Below are 26518 nucleotides of genomic sequence, written 5' to 3'. Positions count from 1 at the left end.
AGGGAGTGGGTGTTTGTCTTATGGCTAGTGTGGAACGGGACGAAACTAGAGAACAGCGTATTGAAACAGAGATTGTTGTCGATGCGGAGGATAAAGAAGATAGAGCAATGGGCTGGTATTACTACCTAGATGATACTTTGGAATTTCCCTTTATGGGTAAATGGAAGAAGAAATCGCGCAAAACTTCTGCAATTGAAGAGAAGGCTGTAGAAGTTTTGGGTATGGCTCCAGAGGATGATTGTTTGAAAGATATGTATGTGGAAGTTGCTTACATTGGTGGTAAGGAAGATGACATACATTCTGCCAAGCTTTCGGAAATTGAGGCGATTGATGTGGATGATGAGACTCAAGAAGCGATCGCTGATTGGTTATATTGGTTAGGTAGAGGCTACAAGTTTTAAGATAAATGGCGAATTATCCGGCAAGGATTCCCAACGGCTACAACGTTAGCAGGGATATCTTGCACAACTACGCTGCCAGCACCAATAGTTGTGTTGTCTCCAATCGTTACTCCCGGACAAATAATTGCCCCACCACCAATCCAGACGTTATTACCTATTTTAATTGGGGCTGCTAATTCTCTCCCAGATAGGCGAATTTCTGGTTCTGTGGGATGGTAGGCCGTATAAATCTGTACATAGGGAGCTAACAAGACGTTTTCACCAATTTCTACTTTATTGCAATCTAAAATTACACAACCATAGTTCATATATAATCCGTTACCTGCGTAGATGTTACTACCGTAGTCACAATGAAGCGGCGGTACTATGGTAATTTTTTCACCTACCTGGGCAAATAATTCTTGTAAAATTTGCCTGCGTTGTTCTGGCTGTTCTGCGGTTGTTGCATTGTACATTCGCAACAGTTGGCTGGCTCGTTTACTCTGGGCTGCTAATTCTGGATCGTCTGCTAGGTATAATTCCCCTGCAAGCATTTTTTGTTTTTCGGTTTTTTCCATAAATATTGATTTGTTTCACGCAGAGGCGCAAAGAAGATAAAGAGTAAGCAGTCTGGGCTTTTACAAATACTTACAATATCTGGGATTACTAGTTTAAAGTTTAATATTGATATTTAAGAAAATATAATTTTAATAAAGTTAGCGGAAGTTCGAGTATTTTAATATTATTAATATGCTGGTAAATTTGGTAGATACACTTTAAGTTGTTGATATTAGATAGGTAATTTATTAACAATTAGTAGCTTTTTTAAATACGCCATAGCGTGCTTTTCCTTGTTGTTTAGCACGGTACATAGCCTGATCTGCATCTCTTAATAGGTTTTCTGGTTCATCATAGCTACCACCATTTAAGGTAATACCAATGCTGGCTGTAGTAAATATTTGATGTCCATTCAGATTGAGGGGTAATCCTAAGGTGTCTTGAATGCGCTTGGCTACGTTGATAGCGTCGTTAACATCTCGAATTTCTTCTAACAACACGGCAAATTCATCACCACCAAATCGCCCGACAGTATCCCCACTACGTATACATGATTCTAATCTGTGAGCGATCGCTACTAAAAAATCATCTCCTATTCCGTGTCCAAAGCGATCGTTAATCCCCTTAAAACCATCTAAATCTAAAAACAACACGGCAAAACGATAATCACTACGGCGTTTGCTACGTTCAATTGCTTGTTTGAGACGGTCTAAAAATAAAATTCGATTGGGTAGCGCTGTTAGTCCATCATAAAAAGCATTACGGAGTAATTGCACGTCCGCTTGCTTGCGTTGAGTGATATCTTGAAAAACTAACACTGCACCAGTAATAATACCACTACTATCACGGATAGGCGCAATATTATCTCCTACAGGTATCTCTTTGCCGTCCTTGGAAATTAGCGTACAGTTTTCCGGTAAGTTCACTATTTTACCAGTCTGCATTGCCTGTGTAGCTAAATTATCAATTACTTCGTCCATATCCTGATCAACTAGTTTGACAACCTCTGCCAAATCTCTACCAAATGCTTCATGTTCCATCCAACCAGTGAGTCTTTCTGCCATCGGATTCATCATTTGAATATGACCATTAGTAAAGGTAACAACTACTGCACAGCCCATACTGTTAATAATTGCTGCCGTTTTTTCTTTATCTTCCTTGATTCTTTTGTTAACTTGATACTGACTAAAAGCCATTTCTACAGCCAGATGTAAGTCTTTTTCTACAAATGGCTTGAGAAGATAACTGAAAGGCTCATCTAGTTTGTTTTTATTTAATTCTAAATATTCGGAATACTCGGTTAAATACAACACAGGTATATGAAAGTTATTTTGAATAATATCTGTCACCTGCAAACCATTAATTTCTCTGGATAAACAGATATCAAATAATACTAGATTTGGGTTCTTCTCTGCTACTTTTTGAATTGCATCTTCAGCAGATTTTGTAATTTCTATAACATTATATCCTAATGTTTGTAAACTATTTTTAATATTCAATGCTAGGACTGCTTCATCCTCAACAACTAGGATTTTGCGGGAAACCATGTTAAATTTACCTGTTTGCTAAGGTTCAGATATTGTTGTTAGCAGCAACTCCATCTGAAAGTTATTAATTCTATGATAATCAATCTCTAAAATATCGGTATACTTGCTTGATTAAACTATTGATTTACTATGATATAGTCTGTTAATTGCTAGCCAAATTTTATAACTTCAATAAATATAATATAATTATGCAAATTTTCTCAATCGGTTTAAATCAGAAAATGTATTTGGTATATTATGTATCTAAAAAATAAAACTAATAAGCACATTAATTTTCACATCCTATAGAATTAATGCTTAATTTTTAAATATAGGCAAATCAGGCATTACTACTCCCATAAATTTGACTGATAAAATCACATTCCTAGCTATAAAGTTTTTGCTTTTATCCCAGTATTTGTCTAGTCAAAATAATTGCTCTAACCACAGAGATACAGATAACAGAGAGTTACGTATTTTAACAATCACATCACATTCCTATAGATGCAAAAATATATATGATTCCTCGTGTAAGAGCGCCAGAACTACCACACAATTATCCTTGGCTGAACACTGACAAACCCTTATCTATTAAGGAACTCAAGGGTAGAATCGTGATTTTAGACTTTTGGACTTACTGTTGTATCAATTGTCTCCACGTCTTACCAGATTTGAAATATCTAGAACAGAAATATCGAGACAGTCTGACAGTTATTGGTGTCCATTCTGCAAAATTCGACAACGAACAGGAAACCGAAAACATCCGCCAGGCTATATTGCGCTACGACATTGAACACCCAGTTTTAGTAGACAAGGGTTTTCGTGTATGGCAAGAATACGCTGTGCGTGCTTGGCCTACTTTAATGGTTATTGACCCAAAAGGTTATGTCATTGGCTACTTTTCTGGTGAAGGAAATCGGGATACTTTAGAGAAACTAATTGCCAAAATAATTCAGGAACATCAAAACCAAGGAACGATTAATTTTCAAGAACTCAGCCTGAATTTAGAGAAACAGCGTCAACCATTAATCACACCTCTAGCTTTTCCTGGTAAAGTCCTAGCCACCCCAGTAGGGTTATTCATCGCTGACTCTGGTCATCATCGTATAGTTGTTAGTGACTTTGACGGTGAGATTCTACATTTAATTGGTACTGGAAAATCTGGCTTAAGTGATGGTGCTTTTGAAGAAGCACAGTTTTCTGCACCCCAAGGAATGGCGTTTGATGTGGAAAATCAAATCCTTTACGTCGCTGATACGGGAAATCATGCTTTGCGACGAATTAATATCAAGCAGCAAATAGTAGAAACCATTGCGGGAACAGGTGAACAAAGCCGTAATATTCATCCGCATGGGGGTGTTAGTTTAGAAACTGCGTTAAATTCGCCTTGGGACTTGATAAAGGTCAAAAATAATTTATACATTGCAATGGCAGGGAATCATCAAATTTGGCAGATGGATTTAGAAAGCGGTATTATCAAAACCTATGCTGGGACTGGTGCAGAAGGTTGTTTTGATGGTTCGCTGACAGAATCGGCTTTTGCTCAACCCAGTGGAATTACTACAAATGGGAAGGAATTATACATCGCTGATAGTGAAATTAGTTCGATTCGTGGCATGAGACTACTAGAGTCTCAGCAAGTCAGGACTGTTTGTGGTAGTGGTGGTTTATTTGGTTTTGGTGATGTGGATGGACAGGGTGAGGATGTCCGTTTACAGCATTGTTTAGGGGTGGAATATTTTCAAAATTATTTGTGGGTTGCAGATACTTACAACCACAAAATTAAGTTAGTTAGTCCTTACACTGGTAATTGTCAAACTGTTTTAGGAGATGGTTCGGCTGGGTTACAAAATGGTCAAGGTAAAAATACCCGCTTTTTTGAACCTTCAGGGTTGAGTGTTATGGGTTCATATCTATACGTTGCTGATACTAATAACCACGCCATCCGTCATGTAAATTTAAATACGCTGGAGGTGAGGACAATGCAATTTAATGGCTTATGTGCGCCTGATGTATGTATTCCTAATAACTTTTAAGTTCGCGCAAATGCACAGAAAATTCTGCTTGTTTGCAGGACATTCGACAACTATAATTTCAGTATATTTACTACAATAACTGTTGGAAATTCTCGATTAAACTAAGTAGTAAATTCAATTATCATAAGAGTGGCTAATACTCACCATTCAATACAAGTAAATTTTCTTTATTGGTATGAATAATAAAATAATTTCGCTAGATAGTAATGATGTTGTACTTTTTGAGAGAGATACTTTTACATTATTTAGATTAAAAGAGTTGATTGAAGCACAGGTTAAGTATAAGTGGACTCGAAAAACTTACGATGAAGATACTCAAAAAGCTAATGATCGGATTTATAGTTTGCTAGACACAATTTCAATTAATAGTGAACAAATTGATGTAAAGGTAATTGAATTTAATACATTCAAAAATTGCCAAATTTTAAAAGTTGGTGGTAAAGGCTGGGAGAACGGAGAATTAAAAATTCAAGTATCAATATTAATTAATTGTAAGCAATCAATGTGGAGATATCGTGATGTTGAACGTGATGAAATTAATATATATTTTGAATTTTCTTCCTTAGAATCTATTGAAACTAAATCACCTCTAGATGACCTTCGCCAAATAATTCAATCTCAGTAGGGTGGGCATTGCCCACCAAAAATATTATGTAAAAATACACACTAAAAATTGTTCCAAAACCTATATTTAACTCATCAAAATGCCTGAATATCGTCGTGCATATTTATCGGGTGGAACTTTCTTTTTAACATTGGTGACATACGAACGCTACCCAATATTTTCAAATATAGAAAATGTCTGTCACTTGCGTTCTGCTCTGGCAAAAGTACGTTCCGAAATGCCTTTTGAAATAGAGGGCGCAGTTGTTTTGCCAGATCATATCCATTTTCTCTGGACTTTACCTACTGACGACGAAAATTATTCCCAACGAATTGGCAGATTAAAAGTTTTATTTACTCGTTCACTAGGTAGTAAAACAATATTACCCGAAAATTTATCTAATTCACGCCGTAAACACCGTGAAAGTAATGTATGGCAACGTCGTTTTTGGGAACATACTATACGTGATGAAGCTGATTTTGAAAAGCATTTGAACTATATCCATTACAATCCAGTTAAGCATGGTTTAGTTTCTTGTCCTCACTTATGGGATTATTCTAGTTTCCATAAGTTTGTGAGAAAAGGTATTTATTCTAGCAATTGGTATTGTTCATGTTCTGGGAAGAGAATACAAATACCTGATTTTGATAAAAATTGGGAAAAAATTGGAGAATGAGTTTGGTTACTAAATAATGAGATAATTGGTGGGCAATGCCCACCCTACTCAATATTCGAGACTTTAATAAATCAAATATGAATACTATTCTCCACATCACACAACGTAAAAAATGGGAACAAGCAAAAAATGTCGGCAGCTACCGTGCTGATTCGCTGGATACCGAAGGTTTTATACATTGTTCTCAACCAGCACAAGTGATTAAAGTTGCAAATTATATTTTTGCTAATCAAAAAGGATTAATACTACTGCTGATTAACTCTAACCTTGTGAATCCAGAAATTCGTTATGAGGCGGCTGATGGTGAATTATTCCCTCATATATATGGTGAGTTAAATCTTGATGCGGTGTATCAAGTGATTAATTTTGAGCCTGGCGAAGATGGGTTGTTTGAGTTACCCTCAGAGGTTGTAAGTTTAGGATAGTTAACCACAGAGGCGCTAATATGACAATTGAGTCGAACTGTATAAGTTTAGAATTGAAATGAAGTCAGGAGGTAAATTTGAGTATTATACAAACTGCAAGTGAAAAAATGCGATCGCTTCCGCCTGAGAAGCAGCAAGAGGTATTAGATTTTATTGAGTTTCTCCAGAGTCAGCTAGGACAAGAGAAGACAAATTCAGAAGAGCAAAAACCTATTTCATTTTTGGCGGCAGCCCAAAAATTTGCAGGTTGTGTTGATGACGGCCCTGCTGATTTAGCTACTAACAAACAATATATGGAAGGTTTTGGCACTGAATGAAGCAGCGAGTCATCCCCGATACGGGGCCATTGGTAGCTTTTATTAATCGTAGAGAGAATCTACATAAATGAATAATCAATACTCTAGATAGAATTGAGCCACCTTTACTGACTTGTGAGGCTGTAATTGTAGAAACTTGTTTTTTATTACGACATATTTACGGTGGTCAGGAAAGTGTGATGTCTTTGGTAAAAGAAGGACATCTTCTAATTCCCATCTGCTTGAGCGAAGAAGCAGACGTGATTGAAGAATTGCTACGACGATATCAATCTGTTCCTATGTCCTTAGCTGATGCGTGTTTAGTCAGAATGTCACAATTGTATCCTGAAAGCGAATTGCTCACATTTGATAGCGATTTTAGGATTTATCGCAAGAATCGTAATAAATTAATTTCTGTGATTATGCCAGATGATTAGTCAGAATATCATCGAAAAAAACCACAGAGGCGCTGAGATGACAATTCAAGAGTTAGATGTAAATATATATGTTGAACAAACGGCGTTGCTGTTGGATTTGCCGATAAAAGATGAATATCGGGATGGGGTGGTGGCAAATTTTGAGAGAATAAGAGCGATCGCTCAACTTGTTAATTCATTCCCACTACCAGAAACAATAGAACCTGCACCCGTCTTTGAACCATGAATGATGCTGTCTCTATCGCCAAGGCTGTACGTGAAGGCAAAGTTACCGCAGTAGAGGTGACACAAGCTGCTTTGGCGCGGATAGCAGCACAAAACGCAGAATTAAACTGTTTCACGACTGTAACTAGTGAAATAGCTTTGAGCGATGCAGCACGTATTGATCGGGAAATAGCCGCAGGTAACAATCCTGGGTTACTTGCTGGTGTACCTTTTGCGGTGAAAAACTTATTTGATATCGCTGGTCTAACGACTCTGGCGGGTGCGAAAATTAATGCCGAAAATCCTCCAGCAACTCAAGATGCGACAGCAGTAGCCAAACTCAGACAAGCTGGTGCAGTCCTGGTAGGTGCTTTAAATATGGATGAGTACGCCTACGGATTTGTCACAGAAAATTCTCATTATGGTGCTACCCATAACCCCCATGACTTACAGCGAATGGCTGGGGGTTCCTCTGGTGGTTCTGCTGCGGCTGTGGCTGCTGGATTGGTTGCTTTTACCTTGGGTTCTGATACAAACGGTTCCATTCGTGTGCCGGCGGCGTTGTGTGGTGTGTTTGGTTTCAAGCCGACTTATGGACGTTTGTCTCGTGCTGGGGTGGCTTTGTTTTCTAGTAGTTTTGATCACATTGGTGCTTTTGCTCGGTCGGTGGAGGATATTGCCACAATATTTGATATCCTGCAAGGAGAGGACGATCGCGATCCTATCTGCACTAAACGACCTCCAGAACCAACTTTACCCAGACTCAATCAAGACATATCCCAGATCAGAATTGCGATCGCTGATGATTATTTCCAAACAGGTGCAACACCAGAAGCATTAGCAGCCGTACAGCAGGTAGCAGATGCTTTAAATGTGACCAACTACGTTACTTTACCAGAAGCCCACCGCGCCAAAGCTGCCGCATTCGTGATTACAGCCAGCGAAGGGGCAAATTTACATTTAGATAAATTAAGAACCCGTCCCCAGGATTTTGACCCGTCAACACGCGATCGCTTTTTGGCAGGGGCATTAATTCCTAGCAGTTGGTATATACAAGCACAACGCTTTCGGAAATGGTACCGCGATCGCATCCGTGAAGTTTTTGAGAATGTTGATGTGATTCTCGCCCCTACTACACCGATTACAGCACCCTTGATTGGTCAACAGACTATGATTTTAAACGGGGAGGAAATTCTAGTACGTCCTCATTTGGGATTGTTCACCCAACCCTTATCTTTTATTGGCTTACCTGTATTATCAGTACCAATCCACCGCCCCAATGCTTTACCTTTGGGTGTACAGTTAATAGCCGCACCATATAATGAAGTTTTAATTTTACAGGTAGCAATGGTGTTGGAAGCTCAAGGAGTTTTAATTCGTCATGAGGAGAAGAAAGAGCGATCGCTTGACGTAAAGAGGCGATCGCAATTGAATTAAACTTTTGTGCGATCGGTGAGAATTTCGTAACCTGTTTCTGTCACCAAAACTGTATGCTCAAACTGGGCAGATAGAGCATTATCTACAGTTACAGCAGTCCAGCGATCGGATAAAGTTCTTGTGTGTTTGGAACCTGCATTTAAAATTGGTTCAATTGCCAATGTCATTCCTGCACGCAATTTTACATTGGGCATTTCTCTTGTGCGGTAGTTAAATACAGAAGGTTCTTCGTGTAGGTTCCGTCCTACGCCGTGTCCTGTGAACTCTTCTACTACAGTAAAGCCATTGACTTTCACATGATCCTCGATTGCTCCAGCCAAATCAAGCAAATACGCACCAGCTTTAACTTGCTCAATCCCCTTATATAGGGCTTCTTCCGCTACACGAATCAGTTTAGCAGCGTCTGGAGTTACTTCACCAACAGCAATAGTAATGCAGGAATCACCATGAAAGCCTTGAAAATAAGCACCTGTGTCTACTTTTAATACATCTCCAGTCCGAATCACTTTCTTATGACTGGGGATACCATGTACAACTTCGTTATTAATACTTGAGCAAATAGAACCAGTAAAACCGTGATAACCCTTAAAACTTGGTGTTGCACCCATTTCGCGGATGCGCTTTTCTGCATAAGCGTCCAAGTCAGCCGTAGTCATTCCTGGTTTTACCAACCCAGAAATTTCTTTAAGTACGGTGGCGACAATTTTTGCCGATTGCCGCATAATATCGATTTCACGGGGTGATTTAATTTCAATACCCCGGCGTTGTTTTTTTGCAGGTGTTGGCTTTGGTGTTTGAGAAAGCAAGTTGGTGAGAATGTTCATGGGAAATCAATGATTACTTGTACCTTGCCGCTAAAATTGCAGGTTATTCCTGACCAGTTGAGAAATAATATCTATACTTACGTTAACTTATTTTTCGCTGCTAGATACGTACTAAAGAATGGTTGACTAATCACTAATCACAATTTCCCCAGTCATTCCTGCCTCAGTATGTCCTGGTATAGGACAGCGTAAGCCATATTTGCCTGGTTTGAGGGCAACAAACACCCATTCAGCTTCCGCACCAGGCTTAAGTTCTAGTTCATGAATTGCCCCTTTAATTTCTACTTTGCCTGCTTCAATTTTTTGCGTCCAAATCCCATCAGCGAAGTCTTTGGCAGTAAAATAATGTTTCAGTTGGCTGGGGTTGTTGAGGCGCAGTAGATAACGTTTACCAGCCACTAATTCCCAGTTATTTGGTTCAAACTTGAGTTCATTAGCTGAATTACCCAAAGAAACTTTAATTTCTGTAACTGGTTGCTTGAGTACATTACTAGATTCTTTTACCGCTAATGCAGAATTAGCGTTAGTGAAGAAAAAACATAAAATTAAAGAAAAAATTACGCAAATCTGACGCATTTTTGGTAACCAAAGTGAATTAGTGGAGTCTAAATTTTTGCAAATAATTTTAATATTAAACATTAATACTACCAACTCTTATTATCCATGCCTCATGCCAAGCTGAGAATCTGATAAAGCGTTTCTGAGTTGGGAGTGCAGCTTGATCACTAACAACTAGGGACTAGAGGCGAATGCTCATCCAGATACCATGCGTTGGGAGTGTCACCTGAGCTAGAATCAGCAAGAGAAGCTATATGCTGGGTAAATTGGGTAATAGATCCAGAAAACTTTTCTGTACAAACCTGACCCACAAACGGTAATGAACAGCTACTATCAAGACTTCTTAATTCGTAACTGGCAAAAAAGCGATCGCACTAAAGCCGCCGCAGTCATTAGTTACGTATTATCAGAATACGGTTTAGGTTGGGAACCCAAAGGTGCTGACCGCGATGTGTTGGAAGTAGAAGAATCTTACTTAGTAACTGGAGGCGAGTTTTGGGTAATTGAACACCAAAGCCAAATAGTAGGTACTGGGGCATACTACCCGATTCATCGTGGGGAAAAAGCTGTAGAAATCAGGAAAATGTATCTTTTACCCAGTGTGAGGGGTTTGGGATTGGGGAAATATTTGTTACAACAGTTAGAAGCAGCGATCACATCTCGTGGTTTTCAGCAGATTTGGATTGAAACTGCCAGCGTTTTGGTAGAAGCAGTCAAATTGTACGAAAATCATGGCTACGAACCAGCTACGGGTGTGGAAACAGCACGTTGCGATCGCGTCTATATCAAATTCCTCAAGTAGCTTTAAATGCCCAGATGGAATCAACATTTTCAGGGTCTGCTTGACCTATTTTTACAATCCAACTGTCCTCTGTGTCAAAGACCTACACCTAGTGAATTTTGTTTAAACTGCACCAGACAGTTACAAAAGTGCCATCACAAAAACCCTCATGCTTTGTGGAAACAGCCCATACCAGTATTTAGCTGGGGTGTGTATGGTGGTATTCTCAAAAGAGCGATCGCAGTGATGAAGTACGATAATCAACCCCAAATTGCCCGTCCTCTGGGACAATGGCTAGGAGAGGTCTGGTTGTTAAATTCTCTTCATCAAACAACACAAATTGTAGTTGTACCGATCCCTCTCCACGACAGCAAGCAAAAACAACGAGGTTACAATCAAGCGGCCTTAATTGCCCAGAGTTTTTGCCAAACAACTGGACTAAAATTCAAACTAAATGGTTTGGCGAGAGTTCGTGAAACGACAGCACAGTTTGGTTTATCGATATCTGAGTGAGAAAATAACTTGGCTGAAGCTTTCACAATAGGGCAAGATTTCCGCAATGGCCGTCCGAACGCCCCAGTATTGTTAGTAGATGATATTTACACCACTGGTGCTACGGCTAAATCTGCTGTGCAGACACTTCGTCAAAATGGAATTGCTGTTCTGGGGTTAGCGGCGGCGGCTACCACTGTTAAAGATAGAGACATTAAAAATTAATGGGCAAGCTATCTCTGACAAATCTATAATTAACCAAACCACCCAGTTTTTGTGGGAACATCACTTGCAATGATCAGTAAATTTCTGACTAAGAATTTCCCAAGAATAATTATATTTCCCGCTACGTTAATGGCGATCGCCATGAGTACAACAGCAGCATTTGCTCAAAATAAGTTGTACAGTCCTATTCTTTTGACTGATTTTAAAGAAATCTCTGATGCACTCTCTGATAAAGACATTCCCACCGGTCTGGGTGGATTTGCCCGCGATTATGCGGTGAAGTTGAATAAGGGTGACAATTTAGCAATTGATTTAACTTCGGAAAGTTTTGATAGTATCATCACACTACTAGCACCTGATGGCTCAACACTAGCAGAAAATGATGATGGCCCTGATGGCACTAGTAATTCTCTACTGTTTACTCGCATCAACGAAACAGGGACTTTTATTATTCGTGTTCGGTCGTTTGGCGAAACTGGGGTTGGGCCTTTTAAACTCAAGGTGACAAAACTGCAACCCATGAAATAAATATTAAAATAGTATCAATTCGTAATTCGTAATTAATAAAGACAGACTTAATCTGGATTGCGAGGATTGAATCTGTTGCCAGAGTTTGCAGAATTGGTATCAGATGTTAATAGCAGATGTTACATCAAAAAAGCTCAAGCAGGAATGCTTGAGCCGATACTAATAATAAGTTGCGTTAAAAAAGCAAATTGCAAAAGGGGAAATTTAGGAAATAGAAATCATAACTCCCTATTCTCCTATACAAATCTATTTTTCTTAATAGCGGCTACGGAAGTTATTGTTGCCTCGATTACCGCCCCCAAAGGAACCACCTCTGGAACCGCCTCTGTCTTCTCTGGGTTTAGCCTTATTCACTTTAAGGTCACGTCCCATCCACTCAGCACCATCCAGTGCTTCAATGGCAGCTGTTTCTTCAGCGTCACTACCCATTTCCACAAATCCAAAGCCACGTACGCGGCCTGTTTCACGGTCTACAGGCAGCTGAACCCGTTTCACAGAACCATATTCTGCAAATACGGCATTCAAGCTTTCTTCTGTAACGTCGTAAGAAAGGTTGCCTACATAAATTGACATATACTGTCTCCAAAATCATGAGTGTCTAGGGATTGAGATTTCGGAGAAATGTCTGTAAATACCAAAAGGAAAAAGCCTGTCAATACTAAAAACAAACGTGGTCGCCGAATTAATTCTCACTCCCTAGTATGACATAGCAACTGAAAATCAGGGTATAGTTAGCAAAAATATTTTAAAGGACTTCGATAACTACGCGATCGTTGCGGGGTTGGAGCGGACGAGCATTATGGGGAAAGATTTGGCTAAACTTAGCTATTTGTGAGCGAGAAGCTTCGATAGGTGTTTCCATCACGCACCAGAGAACGTTTTCCGAACAGGGTGGGGTTGTTAGAGAGCCGGAATAGGTCAAGAATCTGTGTTCTGCTGGTAAAAATTGGGAAGCATCGATATTTATATCCTCTATTCTTGTTTCTAAACCTTGCTGTTGAGGCATAGCATCCCAGATAATTTGCAGTGCGGGGTTAAACGCTCCTGCTTGTAAGAAAACACCCATTACAGCTAAATTACCAGTTTGACTCCGGTGAACGAAATGGAGTTCCATATCATATGACTTACCGTTGATGCGGTGTTCGCTGAAGTGATGAAAGTGGAACTGAAGTAACTCGAAACTTTGGTGAGCATACTTGAGATAACTTCCGGTTTTATAGTTGACCTGAATAGTTTTGCCGTTATTTATCAGATGTAATGCCGTTGGCTGATAATTAATGACTAACAAATCCTGATTTTTGCTGTGGGCATTTTTCACATCTGCAATCTGCAAATCAATAGGTGTTTGTTGTCGTCCTATCTGACAAAGCTGAAATTCAGGTGAAAGCTCACCCCAATTTGCTGGCCCGGTTTTGCCTATATATCCCCAGTTCACAGTTGTCGCTCTAGCTGGGGAAGTAACACAGCTAGAGAATGAGGTTCCCAAGAAACTCATTCCTAACAATTTCAGTAGTCGCCTTCTCTGCAAAGTACTAGTCATTTCACTAGGGCTGAAACATGATGTATTCTCAAACTAAATGCTGCAAACGACTGAGACGTTCTGCATAGTTTCTCAGTACATTGAGAGCAAACATTGGTGTTTCTTGGACGGCAAATAGAAATCTTTTTTCATCTAAGAAAGCTAGTTGACAGTCTGTTTTAGCGATCGCTGTATAAGTCCTATTCTTGACTCCTACTAGTACTCCTGTACCAAATATTTCACCTGCTTCTATTGTTTCTACAACTTTACCATTGACTAACAAATCTACCGATCCTTCTACAATCCCGTACATAAAATCACCAGGCTGTCCTTCTTCAAATATGACTTGACCTGCTGAAAATACTTGAGGATTAGGTTGCTTTTGAAAGATAGCGATGGTAAACACAGGACTTAACATAAGCACAAACCTAGATTTTTTATATTGAGATACAGCCTTTGGATAGGCAATATCAGAGCAGAGAAAATTATACTACTTTCTGTTGAAGCATCAGCCCCGCAATATTGCTGATTATTGTCTGTATTTAGTATTTCTATAGTATCAAAATTAACAAGTATCAAAAAAGGTTTGTGGCAATTTGGCAATTATAAGATTTGAAACACTGTTATTTTTGATATATGCAAGGAGTGTAGCAGAAGTTAGCCTAACTTAATGGTCAGGTTAATTTCTGCGCCTTTACTTAAGTTAGATTAATTATTTGTCTTCATATTTTTTATTTATAAGTCCATCACTGCGGATCGCAACGAATTTCAATCATAAAGCCATCGGGGTCGTAGAAGTACACACCTCTACCAGTAGGACGAGTGACGGGGCCATGAGCGATCGCAATCTCATTTTCTCGTAATACTGCCACTGCTCGCTCAAATAAGCGAGGATCGATATCAAAGGCTAGATGGTATGCTCTAGTAAAACTCTGCTCTGGGTCTGGGTTTGGTGGTGCTAAATCAGGTGTCCAAAATAAGTCTAGAATTGTTCCGTCAGGGGTAACAAAGTTGGCAACTTTACCTGCTGTAACAAGTTCTACCAATGTAGCTGGTACTTCATCGCCTGTAAGTTCATGTAAACCCAGGATATTACCGTAAAAATGACGTGAGGCTTGCATATCCTGGACATTCAAAGCAATATGATGGACTCTACGCAGATTACCCGGTATTAACACGCTGTTTAAGGAGTGGGGAGTAGTTACCATAGGATATTGTTGGCGAAAGTGTTACAAACGCATAAACAAAAGTATTACAACTAAAAGCAGCAACTACAGATTCAAGGTTTGAGCTTACGCAATACTTATATTTACAAATATGTAGTACATTCGCCAACAGTATCATCTACTATACAAGAAATGATGAATCATACGGAATTGATTTTACGAAGACAAGGCAATTCCTATAGCGATCACACCTGAAACCATCTGGACTTGTAATTGCACCAATAACCTGAGTCATTACCAATTCTTAAATATTAGCTTTTATGCTGAGTCTTGTTTATGAGCAAAGGTGAAACTAAATGAGTTTCAGAAAAATTCTTCTTGTCGCTCTTGGACTGCTTGTAGCAATAACAACTGGTATTTTGACAAATACAAAAGTAATTGCTCAATCTGCCAGTGATTTGGCTTTAGCTTTATATCATGCCCCTATTCACTATCAAGATACAGATAGCACTAAATATAGTGGAGACTACATTACGCGATTTGATTATGATAGTGATTGGCGTGGGACAAATAATTGGGATAATATGCAGCAATATCCTCTCCCTGCTCATGCTTACTATTCTGTAGCTGAAACTTGTACTCATTGGTTCATTACATATTCCTTTTTCCATCCCCAAGACTGGACTGATATTCCTTTTGATCAAGAACATGAAAATGATTTAGAAGGTTTACTAACAATTGTTCGTAAGGATGGTTCAGCTTTTGGTAAATTAGAGGGTGCTGTAACTGTATTTCATCGAGATTTCTACTCTTACACTCCAACTGGTAGCCCTTTACGAAATGGTGCAGAAAGTATTGATGGCACACTGACAATGAATAGTTACAGTGGTTCACTGCACCCGTTAACAACGCAAGAAGCTAAAGGTCATGGACTAAAAGCCTGGCCTTATACTGGAAACTTTAAAGGTACTAGTAGTGAAGATGGGATTATTTATTATCCTTCTGGGACTACAGCAGAACTTCCAGCTTCGGGGAATGACAGGTATGTGCAGTATAAATTAGTTGATGTGTTTGCCACTAATGGAATGTGGCAACATCAATTAAATGAAGCCTCTTTATCAAGTTCTTCTGCTTTGATTTTCGCTAATTGGGGAACTTTTAAGGGCGATTCTAGTGGAGGTTGTGGTGCTGGTACACCTACTTGTAGTAACAATTCTGCTAATGCTCCTTGGGGTTGGGATGACTCCAACGATGGTGCAGTATATAAAGGTGAAATGGCTTTAGACCCTGCTCACCTCACTGCTGTTTATTTTGATGGGCTGGGGACTTTTGATACCACATACATCCGCAACCAATTTATTCAAGGCTTGAAAGACAAAGGATATAATTCGGCAAATCTTCCTCAAGGTTGGCCTACTCAGATTAATCTGACTTCTCTGATTGGCAAGCTCAAAAATCAATGCTCATAATCATAAACTGCATTTCTGATTGGGTAAATATGTAGTACATACGTGCTATCAAGAAACTGAGGTTAAACAATACATAATCCCTACTTAAAATGTGGGGATTATGTATTGTTGGCATGAGTGCGTGGTACAGACTGGGCGAGGGGATTTTTCATTGTATCAGCATAAGCTTGACCGACATAACAACTCGCTGCGATCGCTCCAAGCGCCAGTGTACGAATGAGACTTTTCATGGTAGATTTTCCTTAAAGTCCCTCTCAAAATAATTGGCTTGTATCTCACACAGAGTTAAGCTTCGGTAATATTTTTTTTTAAAATTGGTCAGTGCCGTAGGGGTTAGTAGAGCTAATCTGTAGATATCGCTTACCTATTGCAAAGTTTCCTCGCTTGAATTTCAGGAAACAGGCGTTAGCGGATCTTATCGTAGATATCGCTCTTGTACGATAATTAAATTATTAAATGCTGTTGGCATAGTTGTATTTGCCTCCACGTTCAAGGGCGCGTTCGTAAGCAGGTCGTGCATGGATGCGTTCGATAAATTGCTTTATCTTTGGTCGGCTCTCAATGAGTTCGGCTTGCATAGCAACCAATTCCAGAGGAAAGCTCATTTGGATATCGGCGGCGGTAAATTCTTCGCCTACAAACCACGTACTCTTACCAAGTTCAGCTTCTATGTAATCAAAGTGAAGCTTGATTTGGGGCGCGATAAATGCGTCGTTTGCCCTGCTATCCCCTGCCCCAAAACGGTTAAAGATGAGGTTCATTACCAGAGGTGGCATTGCCGAACCTTCGGCGTAATGCAGCCAATATGTGTAGCGCAGACGCTCTGGCATACCGGATTTTGGGATTAACTGACCATTGCCGTAGCTCTCTACTATGTATTCGATGATAGCGCCCGACTCAGCAACAGTCACTTGTGCATCTGTAATCACTGGTGACTTGCCAAGCGGATGGACTTGGCGCAGTGATGCTGGTGCTAACATCGTCTTTGGGTCGCGTTCGTAAAACTTGATATCGTATTCGATGCCTAATTCTTCAAGTAGCCATAGCACACGCTGCGATCGCGAGTTGTTGAGATGATGGACAATAATCATTGGGAGCTACTTTTTGTTATCTGCTTTTGCTCATCTCAAAGTATCATCAGTTCCCCTAATCTTCATCTATCTGGTGGTTTGTACTGGGTATAATGTAGCGTTTGACTCGCTTGTATTTTTAAGTTACTTTCTACCTCGAAAAGCGCATTTCTTGCTGGCGCATGGGCATAGCGTCAATTTGCTCAAAAATTGCTGTGGCGTTTACTGGTGTACTGTCACTACGCTTAACACCACCATCTTTGCCTACCAAAATGACGCGAAAATTATCTTGATCAACTCCAAAGCGATTTCGCAAATTGGCCACAGAAGATTCATCTATTAACTGTCCGTTGGCATAGCTTTTATCTGTTGCCAAAACCTGAACCAGAACTAAATCCCGTTCTGTAAAACCGTTTTGATGCTGGTTAAATAACTGCATCTGCTGTTGATAGCTACGGTTATTAACAGACGGTGCAAACACTAATAGCACGCGGTTTTGCCATTTTTGGGAACTGAGGTTAAATGAAGACATTTTGATGGCTTGGGTTGAACCTTGGGCAGTACCACCAATGCTAATTGGCGATAGAGCTATAGACGCGGTAAGGGTCAGGGCAATTAATACTGAGTTATTCACTTCGGGGGTTGAGATGAGCGTTCCATCATCTCAAACTATCATTAGTTTCCCCGCTCTGACTCTATCTGATGATTGAATAAGTATGATGCCTACCTACAAGAGCGATCACCTACGGTGGAGCGTAGCTCATCGCCTTCGACGGGCGGTTACGCCATCGCTCTTTTTCATTTTTCCGCTAAGAATCTGATGGGGGTGCGTCATTGAGATTGAAAAAACTGCTTGATAAAGTTGAGATACCCTTGTCGCCCACCTTTATCTCTTGATTGACAAATCATGACAGCCAAGCATTATCGAATGCAGTAAATAATGGTTTCATAGCTTTCACATTAACTTGGTTGAGTCCATCGCTTCCGATCACTTAATCCCCCCAAACCCTTATTTCCATGCTCAACAACGTTCAATGCCATTTGAACCCGTGCAAAAAGTTGAGGCAGATATTTATAGAATCGCCCATCTCGCAGAAAAATTGCATCGATGGTACAGCTACCACAGTGTTCTCCAGGGGGAGGAACTGCAACCGATAGTACAGATGCGTCTGAAACACCAGCCCAGGGTAAGTGTCCGACAGGAGCTTGCAGTGAATAATTGAGTTCGGATTCATTCAGCCAGTCGCTGCTGATAAAATCGTTTTCGGTTCGAGGAACTTTGAGTTTCCAACCGACGCGATCGCGAAAGGTATTGGCGGCAGTTTCGGAATTGTTCGAATGAGATGCTATTACCTTTTGCCAAATCTTTGCTTGGACACTTAGTCCAAACCGTCCATCACTAGCGACTAACCAAGCTCGATCAATCTCTTGAATTAAATCTAGAGGTATGGTGGCAGCGTTAAGTCCAAAGAGGTCTTTTTGAGGTGATAAGAGACGGCGGGTTTCTTGATCGGCAGCACTCCAGTTTTTAGAATTGAGGAACTGCTGGAGTTTTTCTGTGGCTTTGGTTGTGGTTGTTCCACTACCAGCAGAATTTTTAGTTGCGATATGTCGCTCTAACAAATTAATGATTTGGGTTTTATTAAGTTGTCGAGCCAAGTCTAAAGCAGTCTTCCCTTGCTTATCTTTGAGGTCAACACTAGCATTTTTACTGAGAAATAGTGTTACCAATTCCGGACCAAAGAAACTTTGTTCCTCCAATACTGCTTGGTGCAGAGGTGTTCTTCCTAAATTATCTTGAACATTTAAATCTGCATTAGCCGCAACCAGTTGTCGAGCCACTTCCAGGTTGACATCATACAGAGGGGTTTTACCTTGAGCATCTCGTAGGTTAACTTGCGCTTTTCGAGCCAATAGCAATTTCACTAGAGCGGGTTGGAAACGATGAATGTGGAGCGGAGTTTGCCCCTGACGATTGCGTAAATTAACATTAACTCCCCTATCGAGCAGGAGTTTTAGTACTGCTGGTTCCAAACTGCTGGAGTGAATCACAGCTCCTTCACGATTTTGGATAGTTAGATCCGCGCCTGCTTGGATTAGTTTTTTGGCGACTTCTAGATTTGATGCTCCGTAGTGTAGTGGTGTCCAGTTCTGAGTGCTACGAGCATTTATATCCCCACCACGACTAATTAATAGCTCCGTGATATCAGCTTTTCCGGAATTGGCAGCAAAATGTAGCGGTGTCATTTGCTCTTGATTTCTAGCATTAACCTTAGCACCCCGATCTATCAAAAATTTGATTACAGGAGCGGTTTTCTGTCCAAAAAGATTATGGAGTGGGGTATTACCATTTTGGTTGCGGACATTGACCTTTGCTCCTCTACTCAGAAGTAATCGCGCATTTTTCTCAGATTTTCCTAAATAATGTAGGGGAGTATCTCCTTTCCCATCCTTGGCATTTACATTTACCCCAGTTTGGATTAAACGCTCAGCCAGTACTTCGTCTGTGGATAGTAAAAAGTTGAGCGGTAGCCACTTTTCACCAAAGATATCGCAGGGCTGATTCAGATTACCTCCTTTGGCGATCGCCTCACCTAATGCTACAGATAAATCAGGAGCAGCACCGAAGGGACTAAATTTTTCCGATAAAGTTTTACAAAAAGGAGAGATGGAATTAGATTTTTTTGGTACAACAGATTCAACAGCAAATGGTATCATTACCATTGTTCCCAAAGCAGTAAGGGAAATCAGAAAAATTGTCTTGAAGAGATAACGAGATGATTTGTAGTTAAACTTCGCCATTATGATGTGATTTCCTTATTTCCTATAAAAGATTTATAAATTATTAATGCAGCTATTCCCCAAACTCCGATTGTGAGGAAAATAGAGAACGCAAATCGGACATTAATAAAGGATTCAATGCGACTTGTGGCAATCTCTCCATTTTTGATATTAGTTTTTGGCGCATATCCCAGGATGCCATATTTGTGATTATATGGAACGTTTACATCTGCACCTTCGGTTATTCCGATTCATGTCTGCAACCCCATGTAAGCAAATTTTCCTAATAAAATATAAGTTGATAATATCCAAGTAAATATCAACATTGCGATATAAATTGCTTTTATATTTTTACTCATACAAAGTATTAATAGAGCAAAGCGAATTACATAATGGATAAGACTCTTAGTTTAATAATTTAGTTGCCAACTTATAAATATTCGTGATCGCAAGATGCTTTGAGAACTAAAATAACGTCTCAGAATTTTTACATGGATGTTTTACGCCGTCCCCAAGGTTTCAATACTGAGATTATGATAATGACTACAAGTAACAGAGTTTGCACAGCACCGCCAACAATAACTGCATTACGGATAGAAATATAGGTAGGATTTTGTAAGGCTTATAAACGCTCTATTGGCTTGCGCCTTCAGAATTTGCTGAGTGCGTTGGTGTCACTCGTGCGACTATCACGGGGCTGTTAGATGGGCTTGAGCGGGAAGAACTAGTTAAACGTGTACCACATCCTAGCGATCGCCGAAGGTTAATTATTCATCTGACCCCAAAAGGACAGCAGTTAGTTGCTGAGATCTTGCCCGATCATTTCTGCCGCACGACAGGATTAATGGCAAACCTGACAATCAAAGAAAAGAAAACTCTGATTAAGTTGTTAAACAAGGTGCAAATCGGAACATCTGCATTGTTAACCCCAGTCTTCAAAAAAGTAACCTAACAAATTGAATTTTGTTGCCGGACAAACATACTTAAATTCTCAACAACTTGTCTGGCAGGAGTTTCATCTTTTTAACTAAACAGTTTAGCTCCAGTTTGGTTTGAGGTTAGCCTTTGAAAGCGCCAAATAAAGACCACTGCTGCGATCTGCCGTAGGCGGCAGCGCTTCGCTATCGCCACTGCAATCATTAGCCCCAACCATAGACCTACGCCGCCTAAATTCCATCTAAATGCCAACCAATAACCACTGGTTAAACCAATGCACCAATAAAACAGAAAACTGAGCAGCATCAGCACACGAGTATCCTGTAACCCTTGCAATGCAGCATAAGCAATTTTTTGTACTCCATCGAACAGATGCGCGATCGCCCCAACCTGCATCATGGAAATAGCAAGGTTCTTTTACCACCTATTTTGAATTGAAGAGCCACGTAGGTAGCCGATGCCCTTACTTCTCGCTTTAAGCCTACGCCTTTGGGAGTCTGCTTTTGTATACTTTTAAATAAAGATAATAAGCGTTCATAACCAATTAAATGATTATCTAAATTGCTTACTGTATCTTGGTTTGAGCCTTCTCTCATTTTTCTCTCATTTTAGAGTTAACTTGAGGGAAAACTGAGGGAAAATCTACCTAAATCAGGTTATTAGCTGGTTGAGATTAGACAATGACCACCGGCGTCTGAATGAGAGATTTCCTGTATCACTTGGTTGAATCTTGGCAGAAGTGAATAATTTTGTTAGTATGATGAATGGTGTGGGTGACTAGCTCAACGGTAGAGCAGTAGACTCTTAATCTATTGGTTGCGGGTTCAAATCCCTCGTCACCCACTTATCACATATGATATTTCTATCTCATTTTTCTCTCATTTCGATCTAATTTACCCTCAAGACAACGAAATAGAGACACGGATTCTACTTTACAATCTAATTATTATTATTATTGATTTTGATAATTTAAGCTGATCCAATTAGGATATCAGTTTAAGCGGATGTGGGCTAGAGGAATAAATTAGATAATTATTCCAGAATGCTCTTTAAGGTATTTGTTCTCAACATAGCATCTTACAGGAAATCAAGTAGATTCTCCTTCTTTCTAGCCCCCAGTAAAAACCAGGCTATACTCTCCCTCTTCACCCTTAAAGATTAATCTCTCTTTTTGGCTAAAGTATTACCCTTAGGCAATACCTCATCACCAAGCTGAAATGGTTCGCTATTTAAATTTTTTTTGAGAATTACTATCATTTATCCCTGGTTAACTGCTACTCTGACAAAGAGTTGATTAAAAGCTATTTTCTGGTTATTAAACCACAGATTATTCTGGGGCTAGGGCATTGCTATAACCCTAAGCATGGTCTATCTAGCCAGAAAAGACTGCAAGACCAACAAAACTTTTTTGATTGTTTATTCATTAAAACCGTAATGTTGAGGAGGAGGGTGCAGTTGACTATTTTTAGCAATCTTTTACCATCTCGTTGGCAGAATTTTACACTCAGGCTTGTCAGAGGAAAATCATTTCGAGTTTTACCATTAATACTTGGTTTGATCTTGGCTTTAACTATGGGGTATCAAGGTTGGAGTTCCCCACCAAAAAGTACTGAGATCCTTTGGGATACTTATGGAGTACCACATATCTATGCAAAAGATACCCAAAGTGCTTTCCAAGCATTCGGTTGGGCGCAAATGCAAAGTCACGGAAACTTACTGTTGCGCCTTTACGGTCAAGCACGGGGACGCGCCGCCGAATATTGGGGAGAGAACTATTTAGAATCAGACAAATGGGTACAGACAATGGGAGTACCAAGTCGTGCTAGTTCTTGGTATCAGATGCAGAGTCCTGCTTTTCGCAAGTATCTAGATGCTTTTGCCGTAGGGATCAATGATTATGCTAAAGAGCATTCTGATGCTATTGATGATGCTGTAAAGGTTGTACTTCCAGTTAAAGGAGAAGATGTACTAGCGCACTTACAACGATTACTAAATTTCACTTTTATAGTCAATCCTGAACAAGTTGCAGGTGTTAGTCAAGAGGAATCAAAAGCAGGCTCTAACGGTTGGGCGATCGCACCTAAACGCTCTGCAAGTGGCAAAGCTATGCTGTTAGCCAATCCTCACTTACCTTGGTCAGATTTATTCTTGTGGTATGAAGCCCAGATTACTGCACCAGGAATTGATGCTTATGGAGCATCACTTGTAGGTATTCCTGTATTAAATATTGCCTTTAATAATAACTTGGGTTGGACTCATACCGTCAACACCCATGATGGATGGGATGCTTATGAACTTGACCTAGTTGGTGATAGTTACCGTTTTGATGACAAAGTTCGTCCCTTTGAGACAAAAACTATCTCTTTGCAAGTCAAGCAGGAAGATGGTAAATTGCGTGAGCAACCGCTAGTGGTGAAAAGTTCTGTTCACGGGCCAGTAGTGACAGAAAAAGCAGATAAAGCAATAGCACTGCGGGTTGTCGGACTTGACCAACCAGGTGCATTGGAACAGTGGTGGGATATGGCGCGATCGCAAAATTTCCCACAATTTCAAAAAGCACTCCAGCGCCTACAAATACCGATGTTTACGGTAATCTATGCCGACCGAGAAGGACACATTATGCACCTGTTCAACGGTCAAGTTCCGGTGCATCAAACAGGTGATTTTCAATACTGGCAAGGCATTATTCCTGGCAACACATCGAAAACCTTATGGACAAAAACCCACCCTTACCAAGATTTACCGCGCGTCACCGATCCTCCTAGTGGCTGGTTACAAAATGCCAATGACCCACCTTGGACTACCACCTTTCCTCTAGCCATCAAAGCAGATAAATATCCTCCTTATATGGCACCGCGTTCTATGGATTTTCGGGCGCAACGTTCTGTGAGAATGCTGGCTGAAGATGAAAAAATTTCCTTTGAGGAAATGATTAAATATAAGCATTCAACGCGTATGGAACTGGCTGACCGGATACTAGATGATTTGATTCCGGCCGCCAAGAAGTACGGAAATGAACTAGCCCAGCGAGCAGCTGATGTATTGGCAAGATGGGATAGACAAGCAAATGCAGATAGTCGGGGTGCAGTACTCTTTGCGAATTGGGTAGAACAACTAGATTTTGATACAGCCTTTAGCAAACCTTGGAGTGAGAAATCACCACGCACCACACCTGATGGTTTAGCCGATCCCCAAAGTGCAGTAGTAGCATTGGCAACAGCAGCAGCAGCAGTGGAAAAAACTTATAGTCGGCTAGATGTACCTTGGGGAGATGTTTTCCGGCTTAAGTATGGCAAGACAGATTTACCTGCAAATGGTGGTAATGGAAACTTAGGAATTTTCCGTGTCCTCTATTTTGTTCCTACAGAAAATGATCGCTTCCAACCCGTTGCTGGAGATTCTTATGTAGCTGCGATTGAGTTTTCCCAACCTGTAAAAGCAATGGCACTCACCAGTTACGGCAATTCATCTCAACCGGGTTCACCACATACCGAACAGCAATTACAGATGTTCGCTCGTCAAGAGTTGCGTCCGGTTTGGCGATCGCCTCAAGAAATCAAAGCCCATTTACAAGAGCGCAAAGTATTTAGAAATTGAGATTATTTTCGCAGAAACTGCACTTTTCTCAATAAACTTGTGTTGATTGGGAAGCGGCGATCGCTGCATCAATCACCAAAACAGTGCTTTTGCATGAATATTGAGTGAGTAGTTCTTACTCACTCAGCACTACTAAAGTCTTTACAAGCAACAAAAAGTCGTGACAATAACATCTCCATCTCCTCAAGTATCTAATAAGCGTAAGAATTCAGTCCATCCTTTACAACGCTTGCTCAACTATGGCAGCCGATATCGCCAACAAATTTGGCAAGCAACATCATTTTCAATCATCAATACAATCTTGGATTTAGCACCACCGTGGTTGATTGGTACTGCGGTAGATATTCTCGTCAAGGAGCAAGATTCCGTAATTGGAAAGTGGGGAATTAAAAATGTAGTTTCCCAATTTGTATTGCTTTCATTTCTGACTGTGATTATTTGGATATTTGAATCACTTTCTCAGTACGCCTATGATCGACTTTGGCGAAATCTAGCCCAAGATATTCAGAATGATTTACGCTTGGATGCTTACAATCACGTACAAGAATTAGATTCAGCTTACTTTGAAGAAAGCAGTACTGGTGGTTTGATGTCAATTCTGAATGATGATATCAACCAGCTAGAAGATTTTTTGAATTTTGGAGCTAATGACATCATCCAAATTAGCACCTCACTCATCATTTTAACTGGTGGTGCTTTCTGGATTTTACCTCCCTCGATTACCCTAGTAGTAATGTTGCCAATGCCATTTATTGTCTGGGGTTCTTTTACTTACCAAAAGCGTCTAGAAGCTCGTTATGCTGAGGTGCGTGAGAAAGTAAGTTTTTTGAACTCACGACTAGCAAATAATCTCAGTGGCATTAACACCATTAAAAGTTTCACTGCTGAAGAATATGAAAGTGCTAGACTGGCAGGAGAAAGCGAAGCATATAGAAAAAGTAATACCAAAGCAATTAAACTTTCGGCTGCCTTTATTCCCTTAATCAGGATGTTAGTTTTAGTAGGGTTCACCGCCTTACTATTTTGGGGAGGTATGGCAACATACGCTGGAACTATATCCATCGGTAATTACAGTGTTTTACTCGTTTTAGTCCAGAGATTATTGTGGCCCTTAGTCACACTAGGCGAAATATTTGATAAATATCAAAGGTCAATGGCTTCTGCCAATCGGGTTATGAATTTATTGGATACTCCCATTAACATTATTAGGGGGGATATATCTTTACATATTGCTCAGGTTCGTGGTGAAATTGACTTTCAGCAAGTAACTTTTGCTTATCAAAATCGAGAACCAGTAATTAAAAAACTATCCTTACATATTCCTCAAGGTAAAACTATTGCGATCGTTGGTTCTACAGGTTCCGGTAAAAGCACTTTAGTTAAATTACTCTTGCGATTTTATGATATTTCTGCTGGAACTATTACGATTGATGGTATTGATATCCAAAAATTAAATTTACGTGATTTGCGTCGCAGTATTGGCTTGGTAAGTCAGGATGTATTCTTATTTCATGGTACTGTTGCTGAAAATATTGCCTATGGTACTTTTGATGCTAAGGATGAACAAATAATTGAAGCTGCCAAAATTGCCGAAGCTCATGATTTTATTATGCGACTCCCTCAAAGTTATGAGACGATAGTCGGAGAACGGGGTCAAAAATTATCTGGTGGACAGCGACAAAGAATTGCGATCGCCAGAGCTGTTTTAAAAAATCCGCCCATATTAGTTTTAGATGAAGCTACATCAGCAGTGGATAATGAAACCGAAGCTGCTATTCAGCGCTCCTTAGAACGGATTACTGTGAATAGGACGACAGTAGCGATCGCTCATCGTCTTTCGACTATCCGCAATGCTGATTGTATTTATGTGATGGAATATGGAGAGTTGATTGAGTCAGGAACCCATGAGGAATTGTTAGATAAGAATGGGATTTATGCTAATTTGTGGCGGGTGCAATCGGGTGTGAAATAAAAACCAGAGCGTTTTTGACAA

The 26518-nt window shown here is 40.1% G+C and carries 28 protein-coding genes, 1 tRNA gene and 2 pseudogenes; 17 read left to right on the top strand and 14 right to left on the bottom strand.

Features of this window, described 5'->3' with window-relative positions:
* The first annotated feature begins 20 nt into the window (after nucleotides 1–20).
* Complete coding sequence (locus H6G18_RS16760) at nucleotides 21–401, top strand: calcium-binding protein (protein WP_190408233.1); 381 nt, start codon at nucleotides 21–23, stop codon at nucleotides 399–401.
* Here the strand turns inward: H6G18_RS16760 and H6G18_RS16755 are convergent.
* The gene (locus H6G18_RS16755; protein ID WP_190408232.1) at nucleotides 398–958 is read right to left on the bottom strand and encodes a sugar O-acetyltransferase; all 561 of its coding nucleotides are present in this window, start codon (nucleotides 956–958) and stop codon (nucleotides 398–400) included. The two genes, H6G18_RS16760 and H6G18_RS16755, sit on opposite strands and share 4 nt — an antisense overlap.
* A gap of 228 nt (nucleotides 959–1186) precedes the next feature.
* Nucleotides 1187–2485 (bottom strand): diguanylate cyclase domain-containing protein, encoded by a 1299-nt coding sequence (locus H6G18_RS16750; RefSeq protein ID WP_190408231.1) that lies wholly within the window; start codon nucleotides 2483–2485, stop codon nucleotides 1187–1189.
* A gap of 497 nt (nucleotides 2486–2982) precedes the next feature.
* Here H6G18_RS16750 and H6G18_RS16745 point away from each other — a divergent pair, with 497 nt between their 5' ends.
* From H6G18_RS16745 to H6G18_RS16710, 8 genes are all read left to right on the top strand, one after another.
* Entirely contained in the window at nucleotides 2983–4500 is a 1518-nt protein-coding gene (locus H6G18_RS16745; RefSeq protein WP_190408230.1) for a thioredoxin-like domain-containing protein, read from the top strand.
* A 175-nt stretch (nucleotides 4501–4675) separates the two neighbouring features.
* The gene (locus tag H6G18_RS16740; protein WP_190408229.1) at nucleotides 4676–5125 is read left to right on the top strand and encodes a KGK domain-containing protein; all 450 of its coding nucleotides are present in this window, start codon (nucleotides 4676–4678) and stop codon (nucleotides 5123–5125) included.
* Between the two features lie 79 nt (nucleotides 5126–5204).
* The gene (locus H6G18_RS16735; protein WP_190408228.1) at nucleotides 5205–5780 is read left to right on the top strand and encodes an REP-associated tyrosine transposase; all 576 of its coding nucleotides are present in this window, start codon (nucleotides 5205–5207) and stop codon (nucleotides 5778–5780) included.
* A 77-nt stretch (nucleotides 5781–5857) separates the two neighbouring features.
* Nucleotides 5858–6205 carry a DUF952 domain-containing protein gene (locus H6G18_RS16730; protein ID WP_190408227.1) on the top strand — a complete coding sequence of 116 codons (348 nt, stop codon included), beginning with the start codon at nucleotides 5858–5860 and terminating at the stop codon, nucleotides 6203–6205.
* Nucleotides 6206–6282: 77 nt separating this feature from the next.
* Nucleotides 6283–6522, top strand: a complete 240-nt coding sequence (locus H6G18_RS16725) for a DUF2281 domain-containing protein (protein WP_190408226.1) — start codon at nucleotides 6283–6285, stop codon at nucleotides 6520–6522.
* 179 nt (nucleotides 6523–6701) lie between these two features.
* Nucleotides 6702–6938, top strand: coding sequence for a hypothetical protein (locus tag H6G18_RS24825; protein WP_242040362.1), 237 nt, complete (start codon nucleotides 6702–6704; stop codon nucleotides 6936–6938).
* Between the two features lie 37 nt (nucleotides 6939–6975).
* The gene (locus H6G18_RS16715) at nucleotides 6976–7164 is read left to right on the top strand and encodes a DUF4089 domain-containing protein (protein ID WP_190408243.1); all 189 of its coding nucleotides are present in this window, start codon (nucleotides 6976–6978) and stop codon (nucleotides 7162–7164) included.
* Nucleotides 7161–8579: an AtzE family amidohydrolase gene (locus H6G18_RS16710; RefSeq protein ID WP_242040361.1), complete on the top strand. Its 1419-nt coding sequence runs from the start codon at nucleotides 7161–7163 to the stop codon at nucleotides 8577–8579. Before H6G18_RS16715 ends, H6G18_RS16710 begins: the two co-directional genes overlap by 4 nt.
* On the opposite strand, the gene map is transcribed toward H6G18_RS16710, so the two are convergent.
* Entirely contained in the window at nucleotides 8576–9403 is an 828-nt protein-coding gene (gene map, locus H6G18_RS16705) for a type I methionyl aminopeptidase (protein ID WP_190408225.1), read from the bottom strand. The genes H6G18_RS16710 and map overlap by 4 nt on opposite strands.
* A gap of 126 nt (nucleotides 9404–9529) precedes the next feature.
* Nucleotides 9530–9979, bottom strand: a complete 450-nt coding sequence (locus H6G18_RS16700; protein WP_190408224.1) for a cupredoxin domain-containing protein — start codon at nucleotides 9977–9979, stop codon at nucleotides 9530–9532.
* Between the two features lie 301 nt (nucleotides 9980–10280).
* On the opposite strand from H6G18_RS16700, the gene H6G18_RS16695 reads away from it, so the two are divergent.
* The 3 genes and pseudogenes from H6G18_RS16695 to H6G18_RS16685 all read left to right on the top strand — a co-directional run bounded on the left by H6G18_RS16695 (nucleotide 10281) and on the right by H6G18_RS16685 (nucleotide 11987).
* Nucleotides 10281–10763: a GNAT family N-acetyltransferase gene (locus H6G18_RS16695; RefSeq protein ID WP_190408223.1), complete on the top strand. Its 483-nt coding sequence runs from the start codon at nucleotides 10281–10283 to the stop codon at nucleotides 10761–10763.
* A gap of 6 nt (nucleotides 10764–10769) precedes the next feature.
* Nucleotides 10770–11459, top strand: a pseudogene (locus H6G18_RS16690) (ComF family protein).
* 69 nt (nucleotides 11460–11528) lie between these two features.
* Nucleotides 11529–11987: a PPC domain-containing protein gene (locus tag H6G18_RS16685; protein ID WP_190408222.1), complete on the top strand. Its 459-nt coding sequence runs from the start codon at nucleotides 11529–11531 to the stop codon at nucleotides 11985–11987.
* 255 nt (nucleotides 11988–12242) lie between these two features.
* Here H6G18_RS16685 and H6G18_RS16680 read toward each other — a convergent pair whose 3' ends face one another.
* The 4 genes from H6G18_RS16680 to H6G18_RS16665 form a co-directional block, all read right to left on the bottom strand.
* Nucleotides 12243–12560 carry an RNA recognition motif domain-containing protein gene (locus tag H6G18_RS16680; protein WP_190408221.1) on the bottom strand — a complete coding sequence of 106 codons (318 nt, stop codon included), beginning with the start codon at nucleotides 12558–12560 and terminating at the stop codon, nucleotides 12243–12245.
* 172 nt (nucleotides 12561–12732) lie between these two features.
* A complete protein-coding gene (locus H6G18_RS16675) occupies nucleotides 12733–13527 on the bottom strand; it encodes a carbonic anhydrase (RefSeq protein WP_190408220.1) in 795 nt (264 codons plus the stop codon).
* Nucleotides 13528–13555: 28 nt separating this feature from the next.
* Nucleotides 13556–13924, bottom strand: a complete 369-nt coding sequence (locus H6G18_RS16670; protein WP_190408219.1) for a Crp/Fnr family transcriptional regulator — start codon at nucleotides 13922–13924, stop codon at nucleotides 13556–13558.
* A 328-nt stretch (nucleotides 13925–14252) separates the two neighbouring features.
* Complete coding sequence (locus H6G18_RS16665) at nucleotides 14253–14714, bottom strand: VOC family protein (RefSeq protein ID WP_190408218.1); 462 nt, start codon at nucleotides 14712–14714, stop codon at nucleotides 14253–14255.
* Between the two features lie 314 nt (nucleotides 14715–15028).
* Between H6G18_RS16665 and H6G18_RS16660 the strand changes: the two genes are divergently transcribed.
* Nucleotides 15029–16141, top strand: coding sequence for a hypothetical protein (locus tag H6G18_RS16660; protein ID WP_190408217.1), 1113 nt, complete (start codon nucleotides 15029–15031; stop codon nucleotides 16139–16141).
* Nucleotides 16142–16239: 98 nt separating this feature from the next.
* On the opposite strand, the gene H6G18_RS25085 is transcribed toward H6G18_RS16660, so the two are convergent.
* The 4 genes from H6G18_RS25085 to H6G18_RS16645 all read right to left on the bottom strand — a co-directional run bounded on the left by H6G18_RS25085 (nucleotide 16240) and on the right by H6G18_RS16645 (nucleotide 20013).
* Nucleotides 16240–16371, bottom strand: coding sequence for a hypothetical protein (locus H6G18_RS25085; protein WP_277875605.1), 132 nt, complete (start codon nucleotides 16369–16371; stop codon nucleotides 16240–16242).
* Nucleotides 16372–16593: 222 nt separating this feature from the next.
* The gene (locus H6G18_RS16655; RefSeq protein WP_190408216.1) at nucleotides 16594–17232 is read right to left on the bottom strand and encodes a glutathione S-transferase family protein; all 639 of its coding nucleotides are present in this window, start codon (nucleotides 17230–17232) and stop codon (nucleotides 16594–16596) included.
* A gap of 130 nt (nucleotides 17233–17362) precedes the next feature.
* Entirely contained in the window at nucleotides 17363–17845 is a 483-nt protein-coding gene (locus H6G18_RS16650; protein WP_190408215.1) for a DUF4174 domain-containing protein, read from the bottom strand.
* A gap of 326 nt (nucleotides 17846–18171) precedes the next feature.
* Nucleotides 18172–20013: an ankyrin repeat domain-containing protein gene (locus H6G18_RS16645; RefSeq protein WP_242040359.1), complete on the bottom strand. Its 1842-nt coding sequence runs from the start codon at nucleotides 20011–20013 to the stop codon at nucleotides 18172–18174.
* A gap of 634 nt (nucleotides 20014–20647) precedes the next feature.
* Here H6G18_RS16645 and H6G18_RS16640 point away from each other — a divergent pair.
* Nucleotides 20648–20944, top strand: a pseudogene (locus H6G18_RS16640) (MarR family winged helix-turn-helix transcriptional regulator); the annotation flags it as partial.
* Nucleotides 20945–21015: 71 nt separating this feature from the next.
* Here the strand turns inward: H6G18_RS16640 and H6G18_RS16635 are convergent.
* On the bottom strand, nucleotides 21016–21327 hold the full coding sequence (locus H6G18_RS16635) for a hypothetical protein (protein WP_199311722.1): 312 nt from the start codon (nucleotides 21325–21327) through the stop codon (nucleotides 21016–21018).
* A complete protein-coding gene (locus tag H6G18_RS16630) occupies nucleotides 21324–21524 on the bottom strand; it encodes a hypothetical protein (RefSeq protein WP_190408214.1) in 201 nt (66 codons plus the stop codon). Before H6G18_RS16630 ends, H6G18_RS16635 begins: the two co-directional genes overlap by 4 nt.
* 175 nt (nucleotides 21525–21699) lie before the next feature.
* Between H6G18_RS16630 and H6G18_RS16625 the strand changes: the two genes are divergently transcribed.
* From H6G18_RS16625 to H6G18_RS16615, 3 genes are all read left to right on the top strand, one after another.
* A tRNA-Lys gene (locus H6G18_RS16625) sits at nucleotides 21700–21771 on the top strand.
* A gap of 729 nt (nucleotides 21772–22500) precedes the next feature.
* The gene (locus tag H6G18_RS16620; protein ID WP_242040364.1) at nucleotides 22501–24525 is read left to right on the top strand and encodes an acylase; all 2025 of its coding nucleotides are present in this window, start codon (nucleotides 22501–22503) and stop codon (nucleotides 24523–24525) included.
* 160 nt (nucleotides 24526–24685) lie between these two features.
* Entirely contained in the window at nucleotides 24686–26497 is a 1812-nt protein-coding gene (locus H6G18_RS16615) for an ABC transporter ATP-binding protein (protein ID WP_190408212.1), read from the top strand.
* The last annotated feature ends 21 nt before the right edge of the window (nucleotides 26498–26518 follow it).

Source organism: Anabaena subtropica FACHB-260 (genome assembly GCF_014697105.1).
Classification (GTDB): Bacteria; Cyanobacteriota; Cyanobacteriia; order Cyanobacteriales; family Nostocaceae; genus Trichormus; species Trichormus subtropicus.
Note: the sequence above shows the minus strand (reverse complement) of the source record. Positions and strands in the feature narration are given on the sequence as shown.